The 17,186-nt window shown below is 42.3% G+C and carries 17 protein-coding genes and 1 pseudogene; 12 read left to right on the forward strand and 6 right to left on the reverse strand.

What is annotated here, in order from left to right:
- Positions 1–2: 2 nt before the first annotated feature.
- Positions 3–362, reverse strand: a pseudogene (locus HDC92_RS09505) (DUF4180 domain-containing protein).
- 134 nt (positions 363–496) lie between these two features.
- Between HDC92_RS09505 and HDC92_RS09510 the strand changes: the two are divergent.
- Positions 497–1,939 carry a L,D-transpeptidase family protein gene (locus HDC92_RS09510; protein WP_183874026.1) on the forward strand — a complete coding sequence of 481 codons (1,443 nt, stop codon included), beginning with the start codon at positions 497–499 and terminating at the stop codon, positions 1,937–1,939.
- Positions 1,940–2,039: 100 nt separating this feature from the next.
- Here HDC92_RS09510 and HDC92_RS09515 read toward each other — a convergent pair whose 3' ends face one another.
- Positions 2,040–2,459 (reverse strand): OsmC family protein, encoded by a 420-nt coding sequence (locus HDC92_RS09515; protein ID WP_183874028.1) that lies wholly within the window; start codon positions 2,457–2,459, stop codon positions 2,040–2,042.
- A 354-nt stretch (positions 2,460–2,813) separates the two neighbouring features.
- Between HDC92_RS09515 and HDC92_RS09520 the strand changes: the two genes are divergently transcribed.
- From HDC92_RS09520 to HDC92_RS09530, 3 genes are all read left to right on the forward strand, one after another.
- Positions 2,814–6,044, forward strand: a complete 3,231-nt coding sequence (locus HDC92_RS09520) for a glycoside hydrolase family 9 protein (RefSeq protein ID WP_183874030.1) — start codon at positions 2,814–2,816, stop codon at positions 6,042–6,044.
- Between the two features lie 49 nt (positions 6,045–6,093).
- Positions 6,094–6,876: an AraC family transcriptional regulator gene (locus HDC92_RS09525; protein WP_183874032.1), complete on the forward strand. Its 783-nt coding sequence runs from the start codon at positions 6,094–6,096 to the stop codon at positions 6,874–6,876.
- A 65-nt stretch (positions 6,877–6,941) separates the two neighbouring features.
- On the forward strand, positions 6,942–7,478 hold the full coding sequence (locus HDC92_RS09530; RefSeq protein WP_183874034.1) for a dihydrofolate reductase family protein: 537 nt from the start codon (positions 6,942–6,944) through the stop codon (positions 7,476–7,478).
- Here the strand turns inward: HDC92_RS09530 and HDC92_RS09535 are convergent, their stop codons facing one another.
- The gene (locus HDC92_RS09535) at positions 7,479–8,222 is read right to left on the reverse strand and encodes a DeoR/GlpR family DNA-binding transcription regulator (protein ID WP_183874037.1); all 744 of its coding nucleotides are present in this window, start codon (positions 8,220–8,222) and stop codon (positions 7,479–7,481) included.
- A gap of 179 nt (positions 8,223–8,401) precedes the next feature.
- Between HDC92_RS09535 and HDC92_RS09540 the strand changes: the two genes are divergently transcribed.
- The 3 genes from HDC92_RS09540 to HDC92_RS09550 are packed head-to-tail and all read left to right on the forward strand — an operon-like array spanning position 8,402 to position 11,303.
- Positions 8,402–9,379: an ROK family protein gene (locus tag HDC92_RS09540; protein WP_183874039.1), complete on the forward strand. Its 978-nt coding sequence runs from the start codon at positions 8,402–8,404 to the stop codon at positions 9,377–9,379.
- Positions 9,369–10,523, forward strand: a complete 1,155-nt coding sequence (locus tag HDC92_RS09545) for an MFS transporter (RefSeq protein ID WP_183874041.1) — start codon at positions 9,369–9,371, stop codon at positions 10,521–10,523. The genes HDC92_RS09540 and HDC92_RS09545 overlap by 11 nt, the downstream gene beginning before the upstream one ends.
- Positions 10,524–10,541: 18 nt before the next feature.
- Positions 10,542–11,303 (forward strand): sugar isomerase domain-containing protein, encoded by a 762-nt coding sequence (locus HDC92_RS09550; protein ID WP_012780849.1) that lies wholly within the window; start codon positions 10,542–10,544, stop codon positions 11,301–11,303.
- A 13-nt stretch (positions 11,304–11,316) separates the two neighbouring features.
- Here the strand turns inward: HDC92_RS09550 and HDC92_RS09555 are convergent, their stop codons facing one another.
- Positions 11,317–12,060, reverse strand: a complete 744-nt coding sequence (locus HDC92_RS09555) for a DeoR/GlpR family DNA-binding transcription regulator (RefSeq protein ID WP_012780850.1) — start codon at positions 12,058–12,060, stop codon at positions 11,317–11,319.
- 171 nt (positions 12,061–12,231) lie between these two features.
- On the opposite strand from HDC92_RS09555, the gene HDC92_RS09560 reads away from it, so the two are divergent.
- Together HDC92_RS09560 and HDC92_RS09565 are read left to right on the forward strand one after the other, a co-directional pair.
- Positions 12,232–12,675 (forward strand): hypothetical protein, encoded by a 444-nt coding sequence (locus HDC92_RS09560; protein WP_183874043.1) that lies wholly within the window; start codon positions 12,232–12,234, stop codon positions 12,673–12,675.
- Between the two features lie 205 nt (positions 12,676–12,880).
- The gene (locus HDC92_RS09565) at positions 12,881–13,567 is read left to right on the forward strand and encodes a substrate-binding periplasmic protein (RefSeq protein ID WP_183874045.1); all 687 of its coding nucleotides are present in this window, start codon (positions 12,881–12,883) and stop codon (positions 13,565–13,567) included.
- Here HDC92_RS09565 and HDC92_RS09570 read toward each other — a convergent pair.
- Complete coding sequence (locus tag HDC92_RS09570; protein WP_183874047.1) at positions 13,564–13,992, reverse strand: hypothetical protein; 429 nt, start codon at positions 13,990–13,992, stop codon at positions 13,564–13,566. The genes HDC92_RS09565 and HDC92_RS09570 overlap by 4 nt on opposite strands.
- 181 nt (positions 13,993–14,173) lie before the next feature.
- On the opposite strand from HDC92_RS09570, the gene sucD reads away from it, so the two are divergent.
- On the forward strand, positions 14,174–15,046 hold the full coding sequence (sucD, locus tag HDC92_RS09575) for a succinate--CoA ligase subunit alpha (RefSeq protein ID WP_012780854.1): 873 nt from the start codon (positions 14,174–14,176) through the stop codon (positions 15,044–15,046).
- 37 nt (positions 15,047–15,083) lie between these two features.
- Here sucD and HDC92_RS09580 read toward each other — a convergent pair whose 3' ends face one another.
- Complete coding sequence (locus HDC92_RS09580; protein WP_183874049.1) at positions 15,084–15,749, reverse strand: glycosyltransferase family 32 protein; 666 nt, start codon at positions 15,747–15,749, stop codon at positions 15,084–15,086.
- A gap of 124 nt (positions 15,750–15,873) precedes the next feature.
- Here HDC92_RS09580 and HDC92_RS09585 point away from each other — a divergent pair, with 124 nt between their 5' ends.
- Positions 15,874–16,353: a methionine-R-sulfoxide reductase gene (locus HDC92_RS09585; RefSeq protein WP_012780856.1), complete on the forward strand. Its 480-nt coding sequence runs from the start codon at positions 15,874–15,876 to the stop codon at positions 16,351–16,353.
- 136 nt (positions 16,354–16,489) lie between these two features.
- Positions 16,490–16,897 carry a septal ring lytic transglycosylase RlpA family protein gene (locus HDC92_RS09590; RefSeq protein WP_012780857.1) on the forward strand — a complete coding sequence of 136 codons (408 nt, stop codon included), beginning with the start codon at positions 16,490–16,492 and terminating at the stop codon, positions 16,895–16,897.
- Positions 16,898–17,186: the final 289 nt, after the last annotated feature.

The raw sequence follows: 17,186 nt of genomic DNA on the forward strand, positions 1-17,186 counted from the left end.
CCTTACCTGGCCAGTTTTGCCTTGGCCAGTTCTGCTGAGGCTAAAAAGTTTACCAGTTTACCCTTGTTACTCTCGTAAATAAAATCCTTTATACTTTTTCCCGGATACTTATCAAAATCGCCGATGATGAACAATTGCATCCTGTAATTGGAAAACTTCTGCAGAATTTCTCAGGCAATGCCGGTTTTAAGGTCAAAAAAATCAGGTATGATATGCTGCTCGCCAATAATGATGGCATCAAATTCCTGATAATAAAGATCTGCCATGAGTTGTAAGGCTTCTTCAACATTACTGATCAAAATAGTTTCGGCGCTAACTTCGGCAACTTTTTTTGTGCCGGTTTGATGTGTTTCTATATGCATGGCTAATTGGTGCTGTTTTTTGAGGAGACAAAGATATCATACAATTTTTTAATATTTTGTTTGGACTTTTGAGGGGGGCGGCGGACTAAACAATTTCTGTTCCGGTTTGTTAATCAGATAGATGCGTTTGTCTGATGAAAATACAGCTCAATATATGCCTTATGCTGCTGGGGATATCAATTCTTTTGTCCTGTACCGTAAAGCGCGCTGTCGTAAATCCGCCTGTCAGCAACCAGTCGTCAAACCCGGAGCCCCAAAAGTTTGCGATAAAACCAGATTTTCCTGATTTTGAGCTGGAATTTAAAAAGATACTGGAGCAGCATTCAGCTGATTTAAGTTACCCTGAAGTTATTGAGGCCTTTTATCAACTCCACAAGCTACAGCCTGTGCTGGTTCGGCGCTTTATGGCTGAAGGCCAGCTGGATACCCTGTTGTCCAGACTGGAAGAATCGGAAGAGCATGGCCTGGATCCGGAACTTTTTTTTACTGCCGGCCTTAAAAAGATGAAGAATAGGCTGAGCAATAAAAAAACGGGGAATGTATTGAGCAAGTACAGGGACACTGTTGAGCTGGAATTGAATGTGGCCAGTTCGCTGTTAAAATACAGCAATGCGTTGCAGTTTGGCCTTACTGATCCACTGAAGATTTATAAGGAATATTTTGCTGAAACCGTCAGGCCTGATAGCACTTTTATGATGCAGGTACTGGAGCACAAGGAGCTTAAAGGTTATCTGGACAGCATACAGCCAAAAACGGGGCAGTATCTGGCCCTACAGGCGGCTTTAAAAGCACAAGTGCAAGCTCCGGAAAAGACCATATCCCAAACGGGAGAACTTTTAAAGCTGAACCTGGAACGCCTGCGGTGGAAAAACAGACCTCCAGGCCTAAAGTATGTTAGGGTCAACATTGCCGATTTTAGCCTGGATGTGATTGATAAGGGGAAGCTGGTACTGCGCATGAAGGTTTGTGTAGGTGAGGCTGCCAGGCAGACCCCACAGTTGAGCAGTATGATTTACAGCGTACAGGTAAACCCGGTTTGGAACATTCCTGAAAGTATTGCCCGGAATGAGATTATAAAATATGCTTCCCGTGATAAATATTACCTGGCCAATAACAGCATCAATGTATTCAAAAATGGTAAGCGGGTATGGGACCTGGAAGCGATAGACTGGGTTAAGGCCGAGCCGGGCAGTTACTCTTTTAAACAAAGGCCCGGAATGAAAAATTCACTGGGAAAGATCAAATTTCTGTTTAAAAACGAAAGTAGTGTTTATTTGCACGATACGCCTGTTAAATCAGCTTTTAACCAAAAAAACAGGGCCATAAGCCATGGTTGCGTAAGGGTAGAGAAGCCATTGGAGCTGGCTTTTGTCCTTTTCGGTAAAGGCCCCAAATATGACCAGGTTAAAAATGCCATGCAAAGTGGTTATCCACGCGAAAAATATATTGGCCTGCCAACGGCCATCCCCATTTCCATTGCTTATTATACCGCACTTGCCGATCAGCAGGGAAAGGTGATCTTTAACAAAGACATTTATGGATTGGATGATATGCTGGCTGAAGAACTTAAAAAATGACCGATGGTAATTTTTTGCCGGGTAATCCAGTTTCTATTGAATTGTTTGAGCTGGATAAATTAAATGAACAGGCCAATCTGGATGAAGCAGAAGAAAAAACTTAAGGATTAATACTTATCGAATAAGTGATCTCAACACCTCCTGCTACCAGCATATCGTGTACCGAACAATATTTTTTTACGGCCAGTTCTGCTGCACGTTCTGCCTTTTCCCTGTGAATATCCCCTGTAAGGGTAAAAATCATATGGATTTTAGTAAAGATGGTTGGGATCTGTTCCCGGCGTTCGCCTTCTACTGACACGGAAAAATCCCGGATGCCCTGTTTCTGTTTTTTGAGAATGTTAACCAGGTCGAGCGAGCTGCAGGAAGCCAGTGCCATCAGTACCATTTCCATTGGCCTTACACCCAAACCAAGCCCGCCAATTTCCGGTGAACCATCTATTTGAACTTTTACAGTTGACGATGGGGCTGAAGCTTCAAAATGTACCGCATCGTTTACTCTCTTTAAATCTACTTTCATCTTTTACTGCTATCGTATAATATTGTTTAATTGTCTTCAGGCTGCTTTTGACAGTTGTTCAGCCAGAAATTGATTGTTCAATGTTAAAATTTCAGCTAAAATACGGGAATTTGGCCTTCATATCAAGTTTGTATGTGTAATCTTAATTTAGTTGAAGATGCTGGTTTTGCTGTTTTATGCGTTGTTTAATTTATGATTTGGATATTTTGCAGCTTTTTTTGCTTAATTTACGGGTCTGATTGCGTTTTTTTGCGATATTTAAATTATTTAATTAATTTGGTCCAGCTTTTAGGATGTTTTTCCTGTAAGTAGCTGTCCGGTAGTTGGTCAGAAAGAATGGTTATTTAATAAATTATGCACAAATATATGGTGAGGTACATCCGCAAAATGAGCTTATTTTTTTCTTTCTGCTTTCTGCTCTATACTTCGCAGGCTGCGGAAAGCAGCGGAGCCTGGATCAGGATCAATCAGCTTGGGTACTTGCCCAAAGGAATTAAAGTAGCCGTATGGGTAGGTAAGCAAGGTACAGCAGCAGAAACTTTCCAGGTATTGGAAGCCAAAACATCGGCCCTGGTTTTTAGGGGTAAAACAAGTGCAGCCTACGGAGCTTATGGTCCTTTTAACCAATCTTATCGTCTGAATTTTAGTGCTTTTACCAAACCTGGTCATTATTATATCCAATGTGGCGAGGTTAGATCCCCTGTCTTCCGGCTGGCGGATAACATTTATGAAGGAACAGCAGATTTTAGCCTCAGGTACATGCGGCAGCAGCGCAGTGGCTTTAACCCCTTTTTAAAAGATTCCTGCCATACTAAAGATGGTTTTACGATGTATGGACCTATGCGGGACAGTACACATATAGATGTATCGGGTGGCTGGCACGATGCAACGGATTATCTGCAGTATGTAACCACTTCGGCAAATGCTACTTATCATTTGCTTGCGGCTTACCGGGATTTCCCGGAAGTATTTTCCGACCGGCACCAGGCCAACGGCCTTGAAGGGAGCAATGGCACTGCTGATGTATTGGATGAAGCAAAGTGGGGACTGAACTGGCTTTTAAAAATGCATCCTAAAAAGAACTGGATGTTTAACCAGCTGGCAGACGACCGTGACCATGCAGGTATGCGGCTGCCCAATAAAGACCTGGTTGATTATGGCATGGGCAAGGGAAATGCAAGGGTGGTGTATTTTGCCAATGGAGAACCACAGGGATTGGGCAAATATAAAAACCGCTCAACGGGCCTGGCCTCTACAGCTGGTAAGTTTTCAAGTGCCTTCGCTTTGGCGGCTTCAGTCTATCAAAAAACTGATCCGGGCCTGGCCAAGCTGTTCCGGGAAAAATCATTGTCGGCCTATAGCCTTGGTTTGACCAGGCCTGGTGTAAGCCAGACGGCCCCAAACCGGGAGCCTTATTTTTATGAAGAAGACAATTGGGTGGATGATATGGAGCTTGCATCGGCTGCTTTGTACAGGTTAACCGGTGGGCAGCAATACCTTAAGCAATCGCTCCAATACAGTTTAGCAGAACAGGTTACGCCCTGGATGGGTGCCGATACGGCAAGACACTACCAATGGTACCCGTTTCACAATTTCGGGCATGCAGAGCTGGCTGCTGCTACCGATGGAAAAACAAAGGCGGCATTGATCGGTTATTACCGGCAGGGAATTGAAAAGGTGCTGGGTAAGGCAAAGCAAAATGTTTTTTACCGCGGTGTGCCTTTCATCTGGTGTTCCAATAATTTAACTACCTCTTTTGCCATTCAATGTGCATTGTATAGAAAACTGAGTGGAGATGAACAGTATGCCGAGCTGGAACAGGCCTGTATTGATTGGCTTTTTGGCTGTAACCCATGGGGAAAATGTATGGTATATGGGATGCCGGCCATGGGAGATACCCCGGGAGATCCGCATTCTTCCTTATCCTATCTGTATCATTATCCCCTGGACGGGGGACTGGTAGATGGCCCGGTATACGGGAGTATTTTTAAGCACCTGCGCGGACTGACATTGAGCAAGCCTGATGCCTACGCCGAATTTCAGTCAGACCTGGTGGTTTACCACGACGACAAAGGCGATTACAGTACCAATGAGCCTACCATGGATGGCACCGCTTCGCTGGTATACCTGCTGGCCGGCAAAGCCAGTGAAGCCAGACACAGCATTACCTTTCCCGAATCTCATGGTGCCATCATCAGAGGAGATACGAGTTCAAAAAAACTGGCCCTGGTATTTACAGGTGATGAGTTTGGTGATGGGGCTGCATTTATTGCAAATGCTTTAAAACAGGAACAGGTACATGGCTCTTTCTTTTTGACAGGTAATTTTTACCGCAACAAAGATTTTAAAAAGGTGATTGCACAACTGAAACAGGATGGGAATTACCTGGGCTCACATTCGGACAGGCACCTGCTGTATTGCGACTGGGGCAAAAGGGACAGCCTGCTGGTCACAAAGGCACAATTTGAAAAGGATATTGCAGCCGGATATCTGGAATTGAAGAAGTTTGGGATTGAGAAAAATCAGGCCCCTTATTTTTTACCACCTTATGAGTGGTATAACGATACCATTGCTTCCTGGACCAGGGGCTTGGACCTTCATCTGGTTAATTTTACACCAGGTACCCGTTCCAATGCCGATTATACCTATCCGGAAATGGGGGCTAAATATATCAACAGTGAAACGGTGCAGCAATCTATTCTCAATTACGAACAGAAAGACAAGAACGGGTTAAATGGTTTTATTTTATTGGTACACATAGGAACAGACCCCAGAAGGAAGGATAAATTTTATTCCAGATTGCCCCGGCTGATCCCTGCTTTAAAAAGCAAGGGCTACCAGTTTGTGCGGATTGACGAATTGCTGAAACAAGAACCCGCCGGTATTCCGGCAGCTTACTTAAAAGACAGCCTTCCCGCATTGGTTGCAAAATGTAAAAACCTGTTGGACCATGCTTATATGGCCCAGACCCTTATTGCTGAAACGGATACCTTGCCAGGCTGGGAAGGTTTACCTGTAAAACTGTATGCCTATAAAACAGGGAAAGACCTGTATACGGGGCAGCCCAAAACAGGTAAGGTATATCTGCTGAATCCTTCGGCAGAAAAGCTGGCCACCTGGATCATGACCACCTGCTGGGAAGTTAAGAAAAGTGTGGAAGCAAAATACATCAATAAGGTATTTGAAACCATACGTGGACAATCGGGTGCCCAATTTCCGGTAAAGGGGGTGGTTTATGAAGACCAGTATACCCGTAATTTTCAGGAGCCATATATTTTTAAAGATGGGGTAACGGTTTATGTGGCCGATAGTACCATGTTCCCGAGAGATAAAACCTGTACCCCCGCGCAGCTGGATTTTTATTTAAGGATTGAAAACAAAGATTTAAAGGCGCAGACCGGAAGGTACGGCCGCATCATCAGTACCACCAGGGAAATGTATCTCGCCAATGGCGGAACGGCAGATGTGGGCGATGCAGAACACAGGAAAATAAAATGGCTGGATATTGTAAAAGACCTTTATAAGAAAGCATGGCGGTCGGACAAAAATGAGCTGATGATTGCCTGGGCCAGACAAAACCTTTAAATTTCTTTCATTTTATCATTATACTTAGCTTTGTTGCAAAGATGTAGCTATGCGTATACAATTATATGATATTGTTCCCGCTCTGCAGCCCTATATAAAGCTGATATGTGCTATGGAATGTGACGAAGAGGCAGATACACAGCATATTCGGGTGTTGCCCGATACCTGTGTTGAACTTTTTGTGAATTATACGAGTTCACCGGTAGCAATTATTGACAACAAATTGCATAAGCGGAGCATCATTACCTTTCGCATGAGCCGTCATACAGACGTGCAGATGCGTAAGGGAGCTGGTTGCCTTGCGATATGTTTTTATCCGGGAATGGCATGCAGCTTCTTTCAGGTTCCGATGAATCTGTTAACTGATACTACCCTGGCCTTATCCGATATATGGCATGAAATGGCTACAGAAATAGAGGACAGGCTGGCAGGCAGCCTTAATGATGATGAACGTGTAGAGATAGTGCAAAAATGTTTGTTGCAACAGTTAGTTCTGGACAAACACGATGTGCATGTGGCCTATTGCCTGAGCCGGGCACAGCTTTCGGGTGGACTAATGTCTGTTAGCATGCTCGCGAATGATACAGGCCTCAGCCAACGGCATCTTTCACGAAAGTTTCAGCATTGTGTAGGCTTATCGCCGAAAGAATATTTGCGTGTATGCAGGTTTATCCGGTCATTGGATCATTTGAAAAAATATCCTGAGCACTCACTTACTGAAGTTGCTTACGAAAGTGGATATTACGACCAGGCACATTTTAACCGCGATTATAGAACTTACACTGGCCATACACCGGCTGAGGTGGCGAATTCGCAGTACATACTGTACTAATGTCCGTTTTGTACAATTTTTGATCATTAAAACTATGCAATTTTGATGTTCAAAACATTAACGATATGCGTAAAATAATATTAGGATTAGCTGTAACATTGGATGGCTATATTGAAGGGCCTAACGGAGAATTTGACTGGTGTTTTACAGACCAGGACTATGGTTTGAAAGCGTTTTTTACCCGTATAGATGCTATCTTTATTGGCCGTAAAAGCTACGAAATGGCTCAGCAATATGCGGATAGCAACAATGGGGAGTTGGTGCCGGGTATGCCGGCAATGGTAGAGTATGTATTTTCCAATACGCTGAAATCGGTAAAAGAAGGTGCTGAGCTTATAGCTGGGGATAGTATTGCCGAAGCAGGAAGGATTAAGGCGCAACCAGGGAAAGATATATGGTTATTTGGTGGTGCCTCGCTTACCGATGCCTTAATGAAAGAAGGATTGGTAGATGAGTTATGGATGTCGGTGCATCCTATACTGCTTGGTAGCGGTAAACCCTTATTCCGTACGCAGGATACCCGTACGCAATTAACACTGCTGGAAAGCAAAACTTATGAAACCGGCCTGGTATCGCTTCGTTACAGCATCAAAAAAGAGTAACTATAACATGATGATGTTGTTACGGTATCCTTCCAGCTGCTCATCTTCAGGATCTAATTCTGTAATCAGGTGATGGATTTTTTTGCTGTCGCATACCCGCATTTTATGTGTGGAATTCAGCTTCTCGGAAATGGTCAGCACTACCAGTTTGGCAGCAGATTTGATCATTGCTTTTTTTACCTGGGCAACCCGCCAGTCTACCTCGGTTAGACCTTCATTTGCATCAATCGCATTTGCTCCCAGAAAGCAGAGGTCAACATTGATGTCATTGAGCTCAGTGACCGGTTTTTCACCGATGCAGATCTGTGCCGACATGTCCAGCTGTCCGCCAATCAGCACTACAGTCAGTAAAGGGTATTCAGCAAGCTCCAGAGAGATAGAGGGACTAATGGTGAAGAAGGTGGCTTCAAGCGTCTTGGGAATGAGCTTTACCATTTCCATCATTGTCGTGCCTCCTTCTGTGAGTACGATGATGCCATTCCTGAGTAATGAAACCGCTTTTTTTGCAATTTCCTGCTTGGCTTCCCTGGCATAGACCCGGGCTTCCTGTTTGGGGAAATGGTAGGAAATTGACAATGCCCCGCCATGGGTTTTGATGACCTGTCCCTGAGCTGCCAGTTCAGACAGATCTCGACGGATCGTGTCTTCAGATACTTTAAGCTCCACGCTAAGATGAGAAGACAACACCTTGTTGTGTAAATTTATCTGTTTAATGATTTGGGTATGACGCTCTTTTTTTAACATATACTTAACGCAAACTTTAAGCTAAGTTAATATTATTTATAAAATGTTATTGTTTTTGAGGCTTATGTTTGCTCTGCATTGTCTCTTTGCTGTTTTGTGCGGCTATCAAATAAATATTTGCTGTTTTATGCTGCTTTATAAAATAATGTATTTATATTTATAAGGTAAGCAGCAGCATTATGAGATTATTAGCAATTGATCTTGGAGGAACAAAATTAGCCCTGGCTACATTTACAGCAGATGGCGATGTGACCAGTAAGGATACTGTACTTTTAAGTGGGAGACAAGGTAAACAGGTTGGAAAGCTGATTGTAGATCTGGTTGCTGACCAGATTGCTCTTGCCGGCCGGCAGGCTGATGAAATTGCAGCTATTGCGGTTTCCATTCCAGGTATCAGTAATGTTAAAAACAGCACGGTTTGGGCACCGAACATCTCCGGATGGGAAGCTTATCCGCTTTTACAGGAAATCGAGACCGTTAGCGGACAGATTCCTGTAACTATTGAGAGCGACAGGAGCTGCTATATTTTAGGAGAGGTATGGCAGGGGGCTGCAAAAGGCTGCAAGGATGCTATTTATTTGTCGGTAGGCACCGGGATAGGCGCAGGAATAATTGCAGGCGGCCAAATTTTGCGTGGTGCAAATGACATTGCCGGTGCCATAGGCTGGCTGGCTTTAAGACCTCCTTATCATGAAAAATATAAAAACCACGGGCATTTTGAATATTATACTTCCGGAGAAGGTATTGTAAGGCTGACAAGGGAGCTGCTTCATACAAAGCCAGCGTATAAAGGAGGCTTACGCATGAAGGATCCTGGCGAACTTACTACACAAAAGGTATTTGCCGCTTTTATGGCAGAAGACGAAATCGCAATCCAGGTTTTTAAACGTTGTATTGAATACTGGGGAATGGCAGTAGCCAATCTGGTCAGTCTGTTCAATCCGGAAAAGATCATTATAGGCGGCGGGGTATTTGGCCCGGCAAGCGCTTTTATACCCGCTATTTATGAAGAGGCAAAAAGATGGGGCCAGCCTATAAGTGCCGGTTTGTTTGTCTTGGAAGGGTCGGCATTAGGAGCAGATGCAGGTATATACTGTGCAGGTTATGCTGCCTTAAAAACTTTCAGGGAATTTAACGCCAAAAACAATGTTCAATAAAAAGACCGTCTTTCTCTCCGCCTGTTTTGGTATGCTGTTGTTTGGCATTACACTTATCACGCTCGGTTCGGTTGCCCCCATGCTGACCAGCAGGTTTAACCTCGACCAGATTGCTTCAGGCACCCTGTTTTCTATCCTTCCTTTTGGTGTGCTCACCGGTTCCCTGTTGTTTGGCCCTTTTTGTGATAAGTACGGCTATAAGTATTTACTGGCTTTTTCGGCTTTGCTGATCGGCATAGGTTTTGAAGGGATTGCATTTTCCGCTTCCTTTTTATTGCTCAAAGTCTGTATTTTCCTGTTTGGTTTAGGTGGTGGAGCAATTAATGGGGCTACCAATGCAGTAGTTGCAGATATCAGTACAAAAGATAAAGGTGCTAACCTTAGTCTGATTGGTGTGTTTTTTGGAATTGGTGCCCTGGGCATGCCTTTTATCCTGGGTTTTCTGGAAAATACAGTTTCTACCCGGCACATTGTAGCAAGTGTTGGTTTCCTTGCTTTTCTGGCAGCGGCAGTTTTTGCCTTTATTACCTTTCCGCTACCTAAACATATCAATGGTTTCCCCATCAGGCGTAGCCTGTCCTTATTAAAGGACCGTGTGCTGATCATTGTTGCACTTTTTCTGTTTTGTCAGTGCAGTTTTGAAGCCATTGTTAACAACTGGACCACTGCTTACCTGATTAAACAAGTTGGGGCTTCCCAAAGCATGGCCCTGTATGCCCTTTCTTTATTTGTGGTGGGTATGACGGTTATGCGCCTGCTCATGGGCAGCGTACTCAGAAATCTGAGTGTAAAAGCAATACTTGCTATTTCCTTTGTGTTGCTGCTGGCCGGAATTACCTTATTGAATACCTCAGTTTACCTTAGGGCTGTTACAGGTCTCGTGCTTGTTGGCGGCGGACTGGCAGCAGGTTTTCCGGTAATGCTGGGTATTGTGGCTACGCGTTATGCCGACCTTTCGGCAACGGCTTTTAGCCTGGTACTGGTTATGGCTTTATTTGGAAATATGCTTGTCAATTACCTTATGGGCATAGCTGCCAATGCTTATGGAATTCATTACCTGATTTATGTAGCTCTTGCAGAACTGGTGCTGATGACCACATTGGGAATGCTGGTATTGGGGCGCCACAAAAGTAAAACATCTTAAAATTTAAAAATAAATATTATGCTAGCAAAAGAATGGCTCAATAATGCACGTGCAATTATGACCCAAATTGAAGAAACACAAATGGACAATATCCGCAAAGCAGCAGAGATCATGGCCGATTCCATTGAAGCCGGCCGTTGGGTTCATACTTTTGGATGTGGGCATGCGACCATACCCATAGAAGAGATGTATCCCAGGATAGGAGGTTTTGTAGGCTTTCACCCCATGATCGAATTGCCGCTTACCTTTTTTACCAGAATTACCGGAGAGATGGGGGTGCACCAGTTTGTTTTTTTAGAAAGGGTAGAAGGTTATGGCATTGAGATCATGAAGGGCTATAACTTTGATACCCGCGATACGATGTGGTTGTTTTCGCATTCGGGGATAAATAATGTGAACATAGATGTGGCCCTGGAAGCGAAGAAAAAGGGGATGAAGGTAATCGTTTTTGGTTCTGCTGCAGAAGCTAAGGGAAAACAGACCCGCCATTCAAGCGGAAAAAACATATTTGATATAGCCGATCTGGTAGTCGATTCCTGTGCACCCATCGGCGATGCTTCTGTATCGCTTAAAAACCACCAGGATAAAGTAGGGCCTGTTTCTACAATGGCCTTTATTACCTGTGTATGGATGACGGTGACCACTGTTGCCGAGATACTGGCAGAGAGAGGAGTAAAGCTATATATCCATCCTTCGCACAATGTTCCGGGCGATGAAACTGCAAAGGACCGTCTGGAAGAGGCTTTAAGGGTATACAAAGAAAGAATTACAGGGGTATAGCAACCCCTTTTTGTTATTTGACTTTGAAGAGCTGCCGGTATTTTTCCAGTTTTGGATCGGCTGCTGGAAGCTCTGTAATAAGGTAATCAACTGCATTTAAGTTGCAGACCGTTAAATTTTGTACAGAGCCGATTTTTTCTGCAATGGTTAAAATGGCCGTCTTTCTGGCCGAACGGATCATTTGTTGCTTCACCTGTACCACTTCCCAGTCCATATCTGTTACCCCCTCCTCTATAGAAATTCCATTGGTACCCAAAAAGCAGAGGTCTGCCCTGATCTCTGATAACTGCCTGATTACAGTAGAGCCCATGCAGATGTAAGAGTTTCTGGAAAGTTTGCCCGCCAGCAGGATCACATTAACTGTTGATCTTTGGGTAACTTCCAGTGCAACCAGGGGGCTAACCGTAAAAAAGGTACCTTTTAAATCTTCAGGGATCATTTTTGCCAGTTCAAGCATTACCGTTCCCCCTCCGGCAAGAATGGTCATCCCGTCCTCGATCAGCTCTAAAGCCTTTCTGGCAATTTCTTTCTTTTTTTCTTTTGCATATACCGCTGGTTGCTGAAAAGGATAATGAAAGGATTTTGAGATTGCACCTCCGTGCACTTTAACCAGTTTACCTTCATTTTCCAGATCGCTAAGGTCCCGTCTCACTGTGTCTAACGAAACATCAAGCGCTGCACAAAGGTCGGATGTATGAACCTTGCTGTAAATGCTGATCTGATTTAATATGTAGTTTTGTCGCTCTTCTCTTAACATGATGTTTTATCTCTCCTAAATTGTGCTCATTAAAAGAGCGCAAATATAATTCAGTTTGGAATCTAAGATGCATTTTAATCCCAACCAATAAAGATAATTATTTTGAAACAGATATTTCTTTCGTGATAAGGGGATAATTTTTTAAATTGCGGGGGTAGAGTGCATATCATCATGAAGAAATATATTTTAATTGCGTTAGTGCTATTGGGCATGAATACGCTTGCAATGGGCCAGCAAAATAAAATGCCTACAGCTCAGGAAATGACAGCAAAAAATGTCGATGAGCTGGAAAAGAGGTTGAAACTAAGTCCGACTCAGAAAAGCGTAATCTATACTTATGTTTATGACATGTCGAAACAGCAACTCGATCTGATCAAAAGGCAGCAGGCCGGAACTTCGAAAGAAGATGATGTAACTAAATTTTATAAACTTCAGAACGAAACAAACGATAATATCCGTACTATTCTTAAAGGCGATCAGTTGCCTGAATTTGAAAAGGTTTTGGAAGAAAGGCTGAGTGGTGTTGACCGTAAAAAGAAAAAAAATAAAAAAGGGAAACAAGATAAAGAAGAAGAGGTAGTTTCGGATATTTCTGGCTTAAAAATGAAACCTTAGGGCTGTGATTTATATTTTTTGCAGGTATTTTTCTGGTTTTGTTAATGTATTGGTGTTTTGTGAGCGTTTTTTAAGTAAATTTTGACTGATATTTTTATTTGTGCTTTGATTTTTTGAAATCATATAGTTTTTTTGCTTCCGTCTTTGATCGATCGCTGTTTTTATAAGGAAAAAAGGATAACTTTGCGATGCTAACCCTTATTGTATGGTCAACAAAAAAGTACTAAAGGTCGGATTGGATTCGGCAGCACCATTTCCAATGCATTCCGATTATAATGCAGAAAATTTTCAAGGATTTGAGGTTGATCTGCTCGGGGCCATTACCAAACATCTCGGACTGGCCATTGAGTACGAAGTTTCACTGTGGTCTACCATACTCGAAAAACTATTTAAGGGCGAATTGGATATCATCTGCTCTGCTGTAACCGTTACGGCTTCGCGTCAGCATATCCTTGAATTCAGCAATCCCTATCTGCACTTCAGGTTATGTGCTGTAGTGGGGCAGGAGGATACTTTGAACAGTTTACATCACTTTAAAAACAAGACCATTGGTGTAAGGGAGGCTACTGAAGCTGAAAAATATGTGAGAGAGCAGTTTCCAGCCAATAATATTGTTTATGCTGTAACCAATAAAGAATTGTACCGAAAGCTGGCTTCAGGTAAAATTGATCTGCTGGTTGATGATTCGCCAATTGCCGGAGGCTTTCTCCAGAAGAATAAAAAGTTAAAGATCGGCATGTTCCTGCCCAAAACGGATTCATCTTATGCAATAGCGATGAAAAAAGGTGATGTACAGCTTAAAGCTCAGTTCAATGAAGTCTTAAGGTTGCTGAAAGAAAACGGCACCTATCATACCATATACAAAAAGTGGTTTAGCGACATCCAGTTTTAATCTTCCACCACCACTACAGTGATGTCTTTTTCAAGTTTAATGGTGTGCAGCACTCTTGTCTTTTCACTATACACCACCACTTTGTTTTCATCAAGGTATTGTACCAGACGGTAAGGTGCTGAAATCTGGACATAGCGCCATTGGGTATAGAACTGCTCCTGGACGGCTTTTTCTTCCGGTAAAAAAGTCACAATTACTTCTATGTCTGTTACTTTGCTGATAAAGAAGCGGCTGCTGGTTTGTAGTACTGGTTGTGCGTTATTGCTGTGGAATTCTTCGAGTGCGATTTCACGGAGCCGGTTTGCTGGTTTGCTGGGGTTGCGGTTAATCACATCTACAATCAGGTTGTTCACCTCATCTTTGGTTTTCAGGAATTTTCCGTTTCCCACTTTCAGTATTTTAAAATAGATTTTTAATGGCTTCATGTATGGCTGTAATTGTGTTTACAAAGAAATGAGTATTTAGTTAAGTTTAGGAATTAATGTGGCTAAATGTGTGCATAAAAACAGACTGAAAAAGCAATTGCCCAATAAATGTAATAAAATTGGGATTGCATTTGACATTGCATTTCAATTACCTTAGCTTTGCACAAAAAAATAGAGATACATGAGTGTTTTAGTAAATAAAGATTCAAAAGTTATTGTTCAGGGTTTTACTGGAAATGAGGGTACTTATCATGCTTCGCAAATGATTGAGTACGGTACGAATGTTGTTGGTGGAGTAACACCGGGCAAAGGCGGACAAACTCATTTAGATAAGCCGGTATTTAATACGGTAAAGGATGCGGTTGATAAAGCCGGCGCAAATGTATCTATCATATTTGTTCCCCCAGCTTTTGCTGCAGATGCCATTATGGAAGCTGCAGAAGCGGGAATTAAAGTTATTGTTTGTATTACTGAAGGTATTCCTACAAAGGATATGATTCAGGTTAAAGAATATATTTCTGACAGGGACTGCCGTTTAATTGGTCCTAACTGTCCTGGTGTAATTACTGCTGATGAAGCTAAAATTGGTATCATGCCAGGTTTTATCTTTAAAAAAGGTACAGTAGGTGTAGTGTCTAAATCAGGTACTTTAACTTATGAAGCAGTAGATCAGGTAGTAAAAGCCGGGTTGGGTATTACCACTGCAATTGGTATTGGTGGCGATCCGATTATTGGTACAACTACCAAAGAAGCAGTTGAGCTATTGATGAACGATCCGGAAACGGAAGGGATCATCATGATCGGCGAAATTGGTGGTGGCATGGAAGCTGAGGCTGCTCGCTGGATCAAAGCAAACGGTACAAAACCTGTAGTTGGCTTTATTGCCGGACAAACTGCCCCTGCAGGGCGTAGAATGGGTCATGCTGGTGCTATTGTTGGCGGTGCTGAGGATACTGCTGCAGCTAAAATGAAAATTATGGCCGAATGTGGTATCCATGTTGTAGAAAGTCCTGCAGAAATAGGTGCAGCTATGGCGGCCCTTTTAAAGAAATAATAAAGATCTTCTTGTATAATGTAAAGGCTCTGGTGATTTATTCATCGGAGCTTTTTGCTTTTAGTACCATAGTGACCTGTTCCATTTTTTTCCAATGTTGTGATCCCTTATAAAGTAGTTTACTAAAAGGGAGGCGGGGCTTAATGGCTTTCTGATAATCCTGTCCAAAAATGCGGTATTTTATTTCCGGATCCTCTGTTATGCATTCCAGTATAGCTTTAGAATAAGCTGTGGGACCTGTCATCCAGTGTACACTATTGGGATAAGCATTCTGCTGGATGTTCTGGATCACAATATCGAGTGTCCTTTTTAAAAAGGGGTGTCCAGGTTCGTAAATCAGTGCCCATTGTACAAAGATATTGGGGAACTTTTCTCTTGAAATAACGGCAACATCACCGGGTTTAATGATATTGTCCAGTTTGCCCAGCACATACGCGTCAATGTCCAGGTAAACTCCACCTTTTTTATAAAGAATGGCATACCTGAAAAAATCGGCCTTGGCTGCGCCAATATTGAGTTTGTCGTATACGTCAAGTACATCCTGTCCGTACGCTGTTAAAATAAATGTCCTGATCCGTGTATCGTCATAAAACTCATAGCTGTAGTCTTTATTTCTTAACTTTAACCATTTAATGGCAAGCCTGTTAATAAAGGGTAGTTTGGTATTTTTGAAGGTTTGATAAACAACTTTGGGTATAGACATTGTGAAAAATTAAAAACCAAATGTAATATGTTTTACTGCTTTATTACAATGTAATGATGCTGATTTTTGAGCTTCGACAAACCAAAGCCATATTTTGAGCGTATATTGTATAAAAACTACGAGGATGAAAACCTGGATTGATAAAACATTTGTGCTTGCAGGGCTGTTGGTGTTGTTAAACCTGGCCGCCTGTGGCCAGCAGCCTAAAAAAGAGGATATAAAAAAAGCAACCAATACTATGGAATGGAATAAATTAACTAAGGAAGAAGAAGATGTGATTGTACGTAAGGGTACAGAATACCCGGGCACAGGGAAGTTGTTGAACAATAAGGAGAAAGGGACTTATGTTTGTAAGCGCTGTAATGCGCCGCTGTACCGTTCGGAATCTAAATTTGAATCGCATTGCGGATGGCCCAGTTTTGACGATGAGATTAAAGGTGCTGTAGAAAGAATTCCTGATGCTGATGGAATGCGAACTGAAATTGTATGTGCAAATTGTAAGGCACATTTGGGTCATGTTTTTTTAGGAGAAGGCTTTACCGCTAAGAACACCCGCAACTGTGTAAACTCCATCTCTATGAATTTTGTGCCTGATAAGAAATAATATTCCTTTTAAGGAATATCGTTGTATGCCCGGTGATAACTTATCGGGCATTTTTTGTTTTTAAGGATTTAGTTTACTTATGTTTGTCCGTTCACCAACTATAGTAAATATGAAGTATTGTTTATTGTTATGTGGTATGCTAATTTCTTTTATGGGTTTTACCCAGGATTTTTCAGACGGATCAGGCGCAGTGCCGGTATCTGACATCTCAGCAGCCACCACATCCAATCGCTCTTCTAAATTAATCTCAAAAACAGTTTACGCAACCTATTACGCAAGGAAATTTGAGGGCCGCAAAACAACAAGCGGAGCAAGGTACCGCAGAAGCAAAATGACGGCTGCACACATGACTTTGCCTTTTGGGACTATAGTAACGGTTACCAATCCTGAAAACGGCGAATCGGTAGACGTTGAAGTAAATGATCGGGGCCCGCATTCTCGGAAATTCAAAATAGATCTTTCTGAAGCTGCGGCAAAAGAACTTGGTATTTACGGAAAAGGGGTGGCAAAAGTTGAAATCAGTTATTTGCCCGACGAAGACTAAGCTATTTAACTTTAATGTTGTATTAGTCAGTTTCTTGAATTTATTAACACATTCTTTTAAGGATCCTCATTTCTTAAAAGAAATAAATACCAAATTTCAGGCGTAATTACTGTGTCAATTTCTCCTTTTAGTGTTGATAAAAATGCCCGCTTGTTAACAACTATTGTTCTCTTATCAGGGGTCGGTACTTTATATTTGTTTACATAAAGTTCTTTAATAAATCACACATAGATTTTTAGTTAAAGTTTTAATATTTAGTTGTTTAAGGTTGCCGGAGAATTTCGTGTCT

Source organism: Pedobacter sp. AK017, assembly GCF_014200825.1.
GTDB classification, from domain to species: Bacteria; Bacteroidota; Bacteroidia; order Sphingobacteriales; family Sphingobacteriaceae; genus Pedobacter; species Pedobacter heparinus.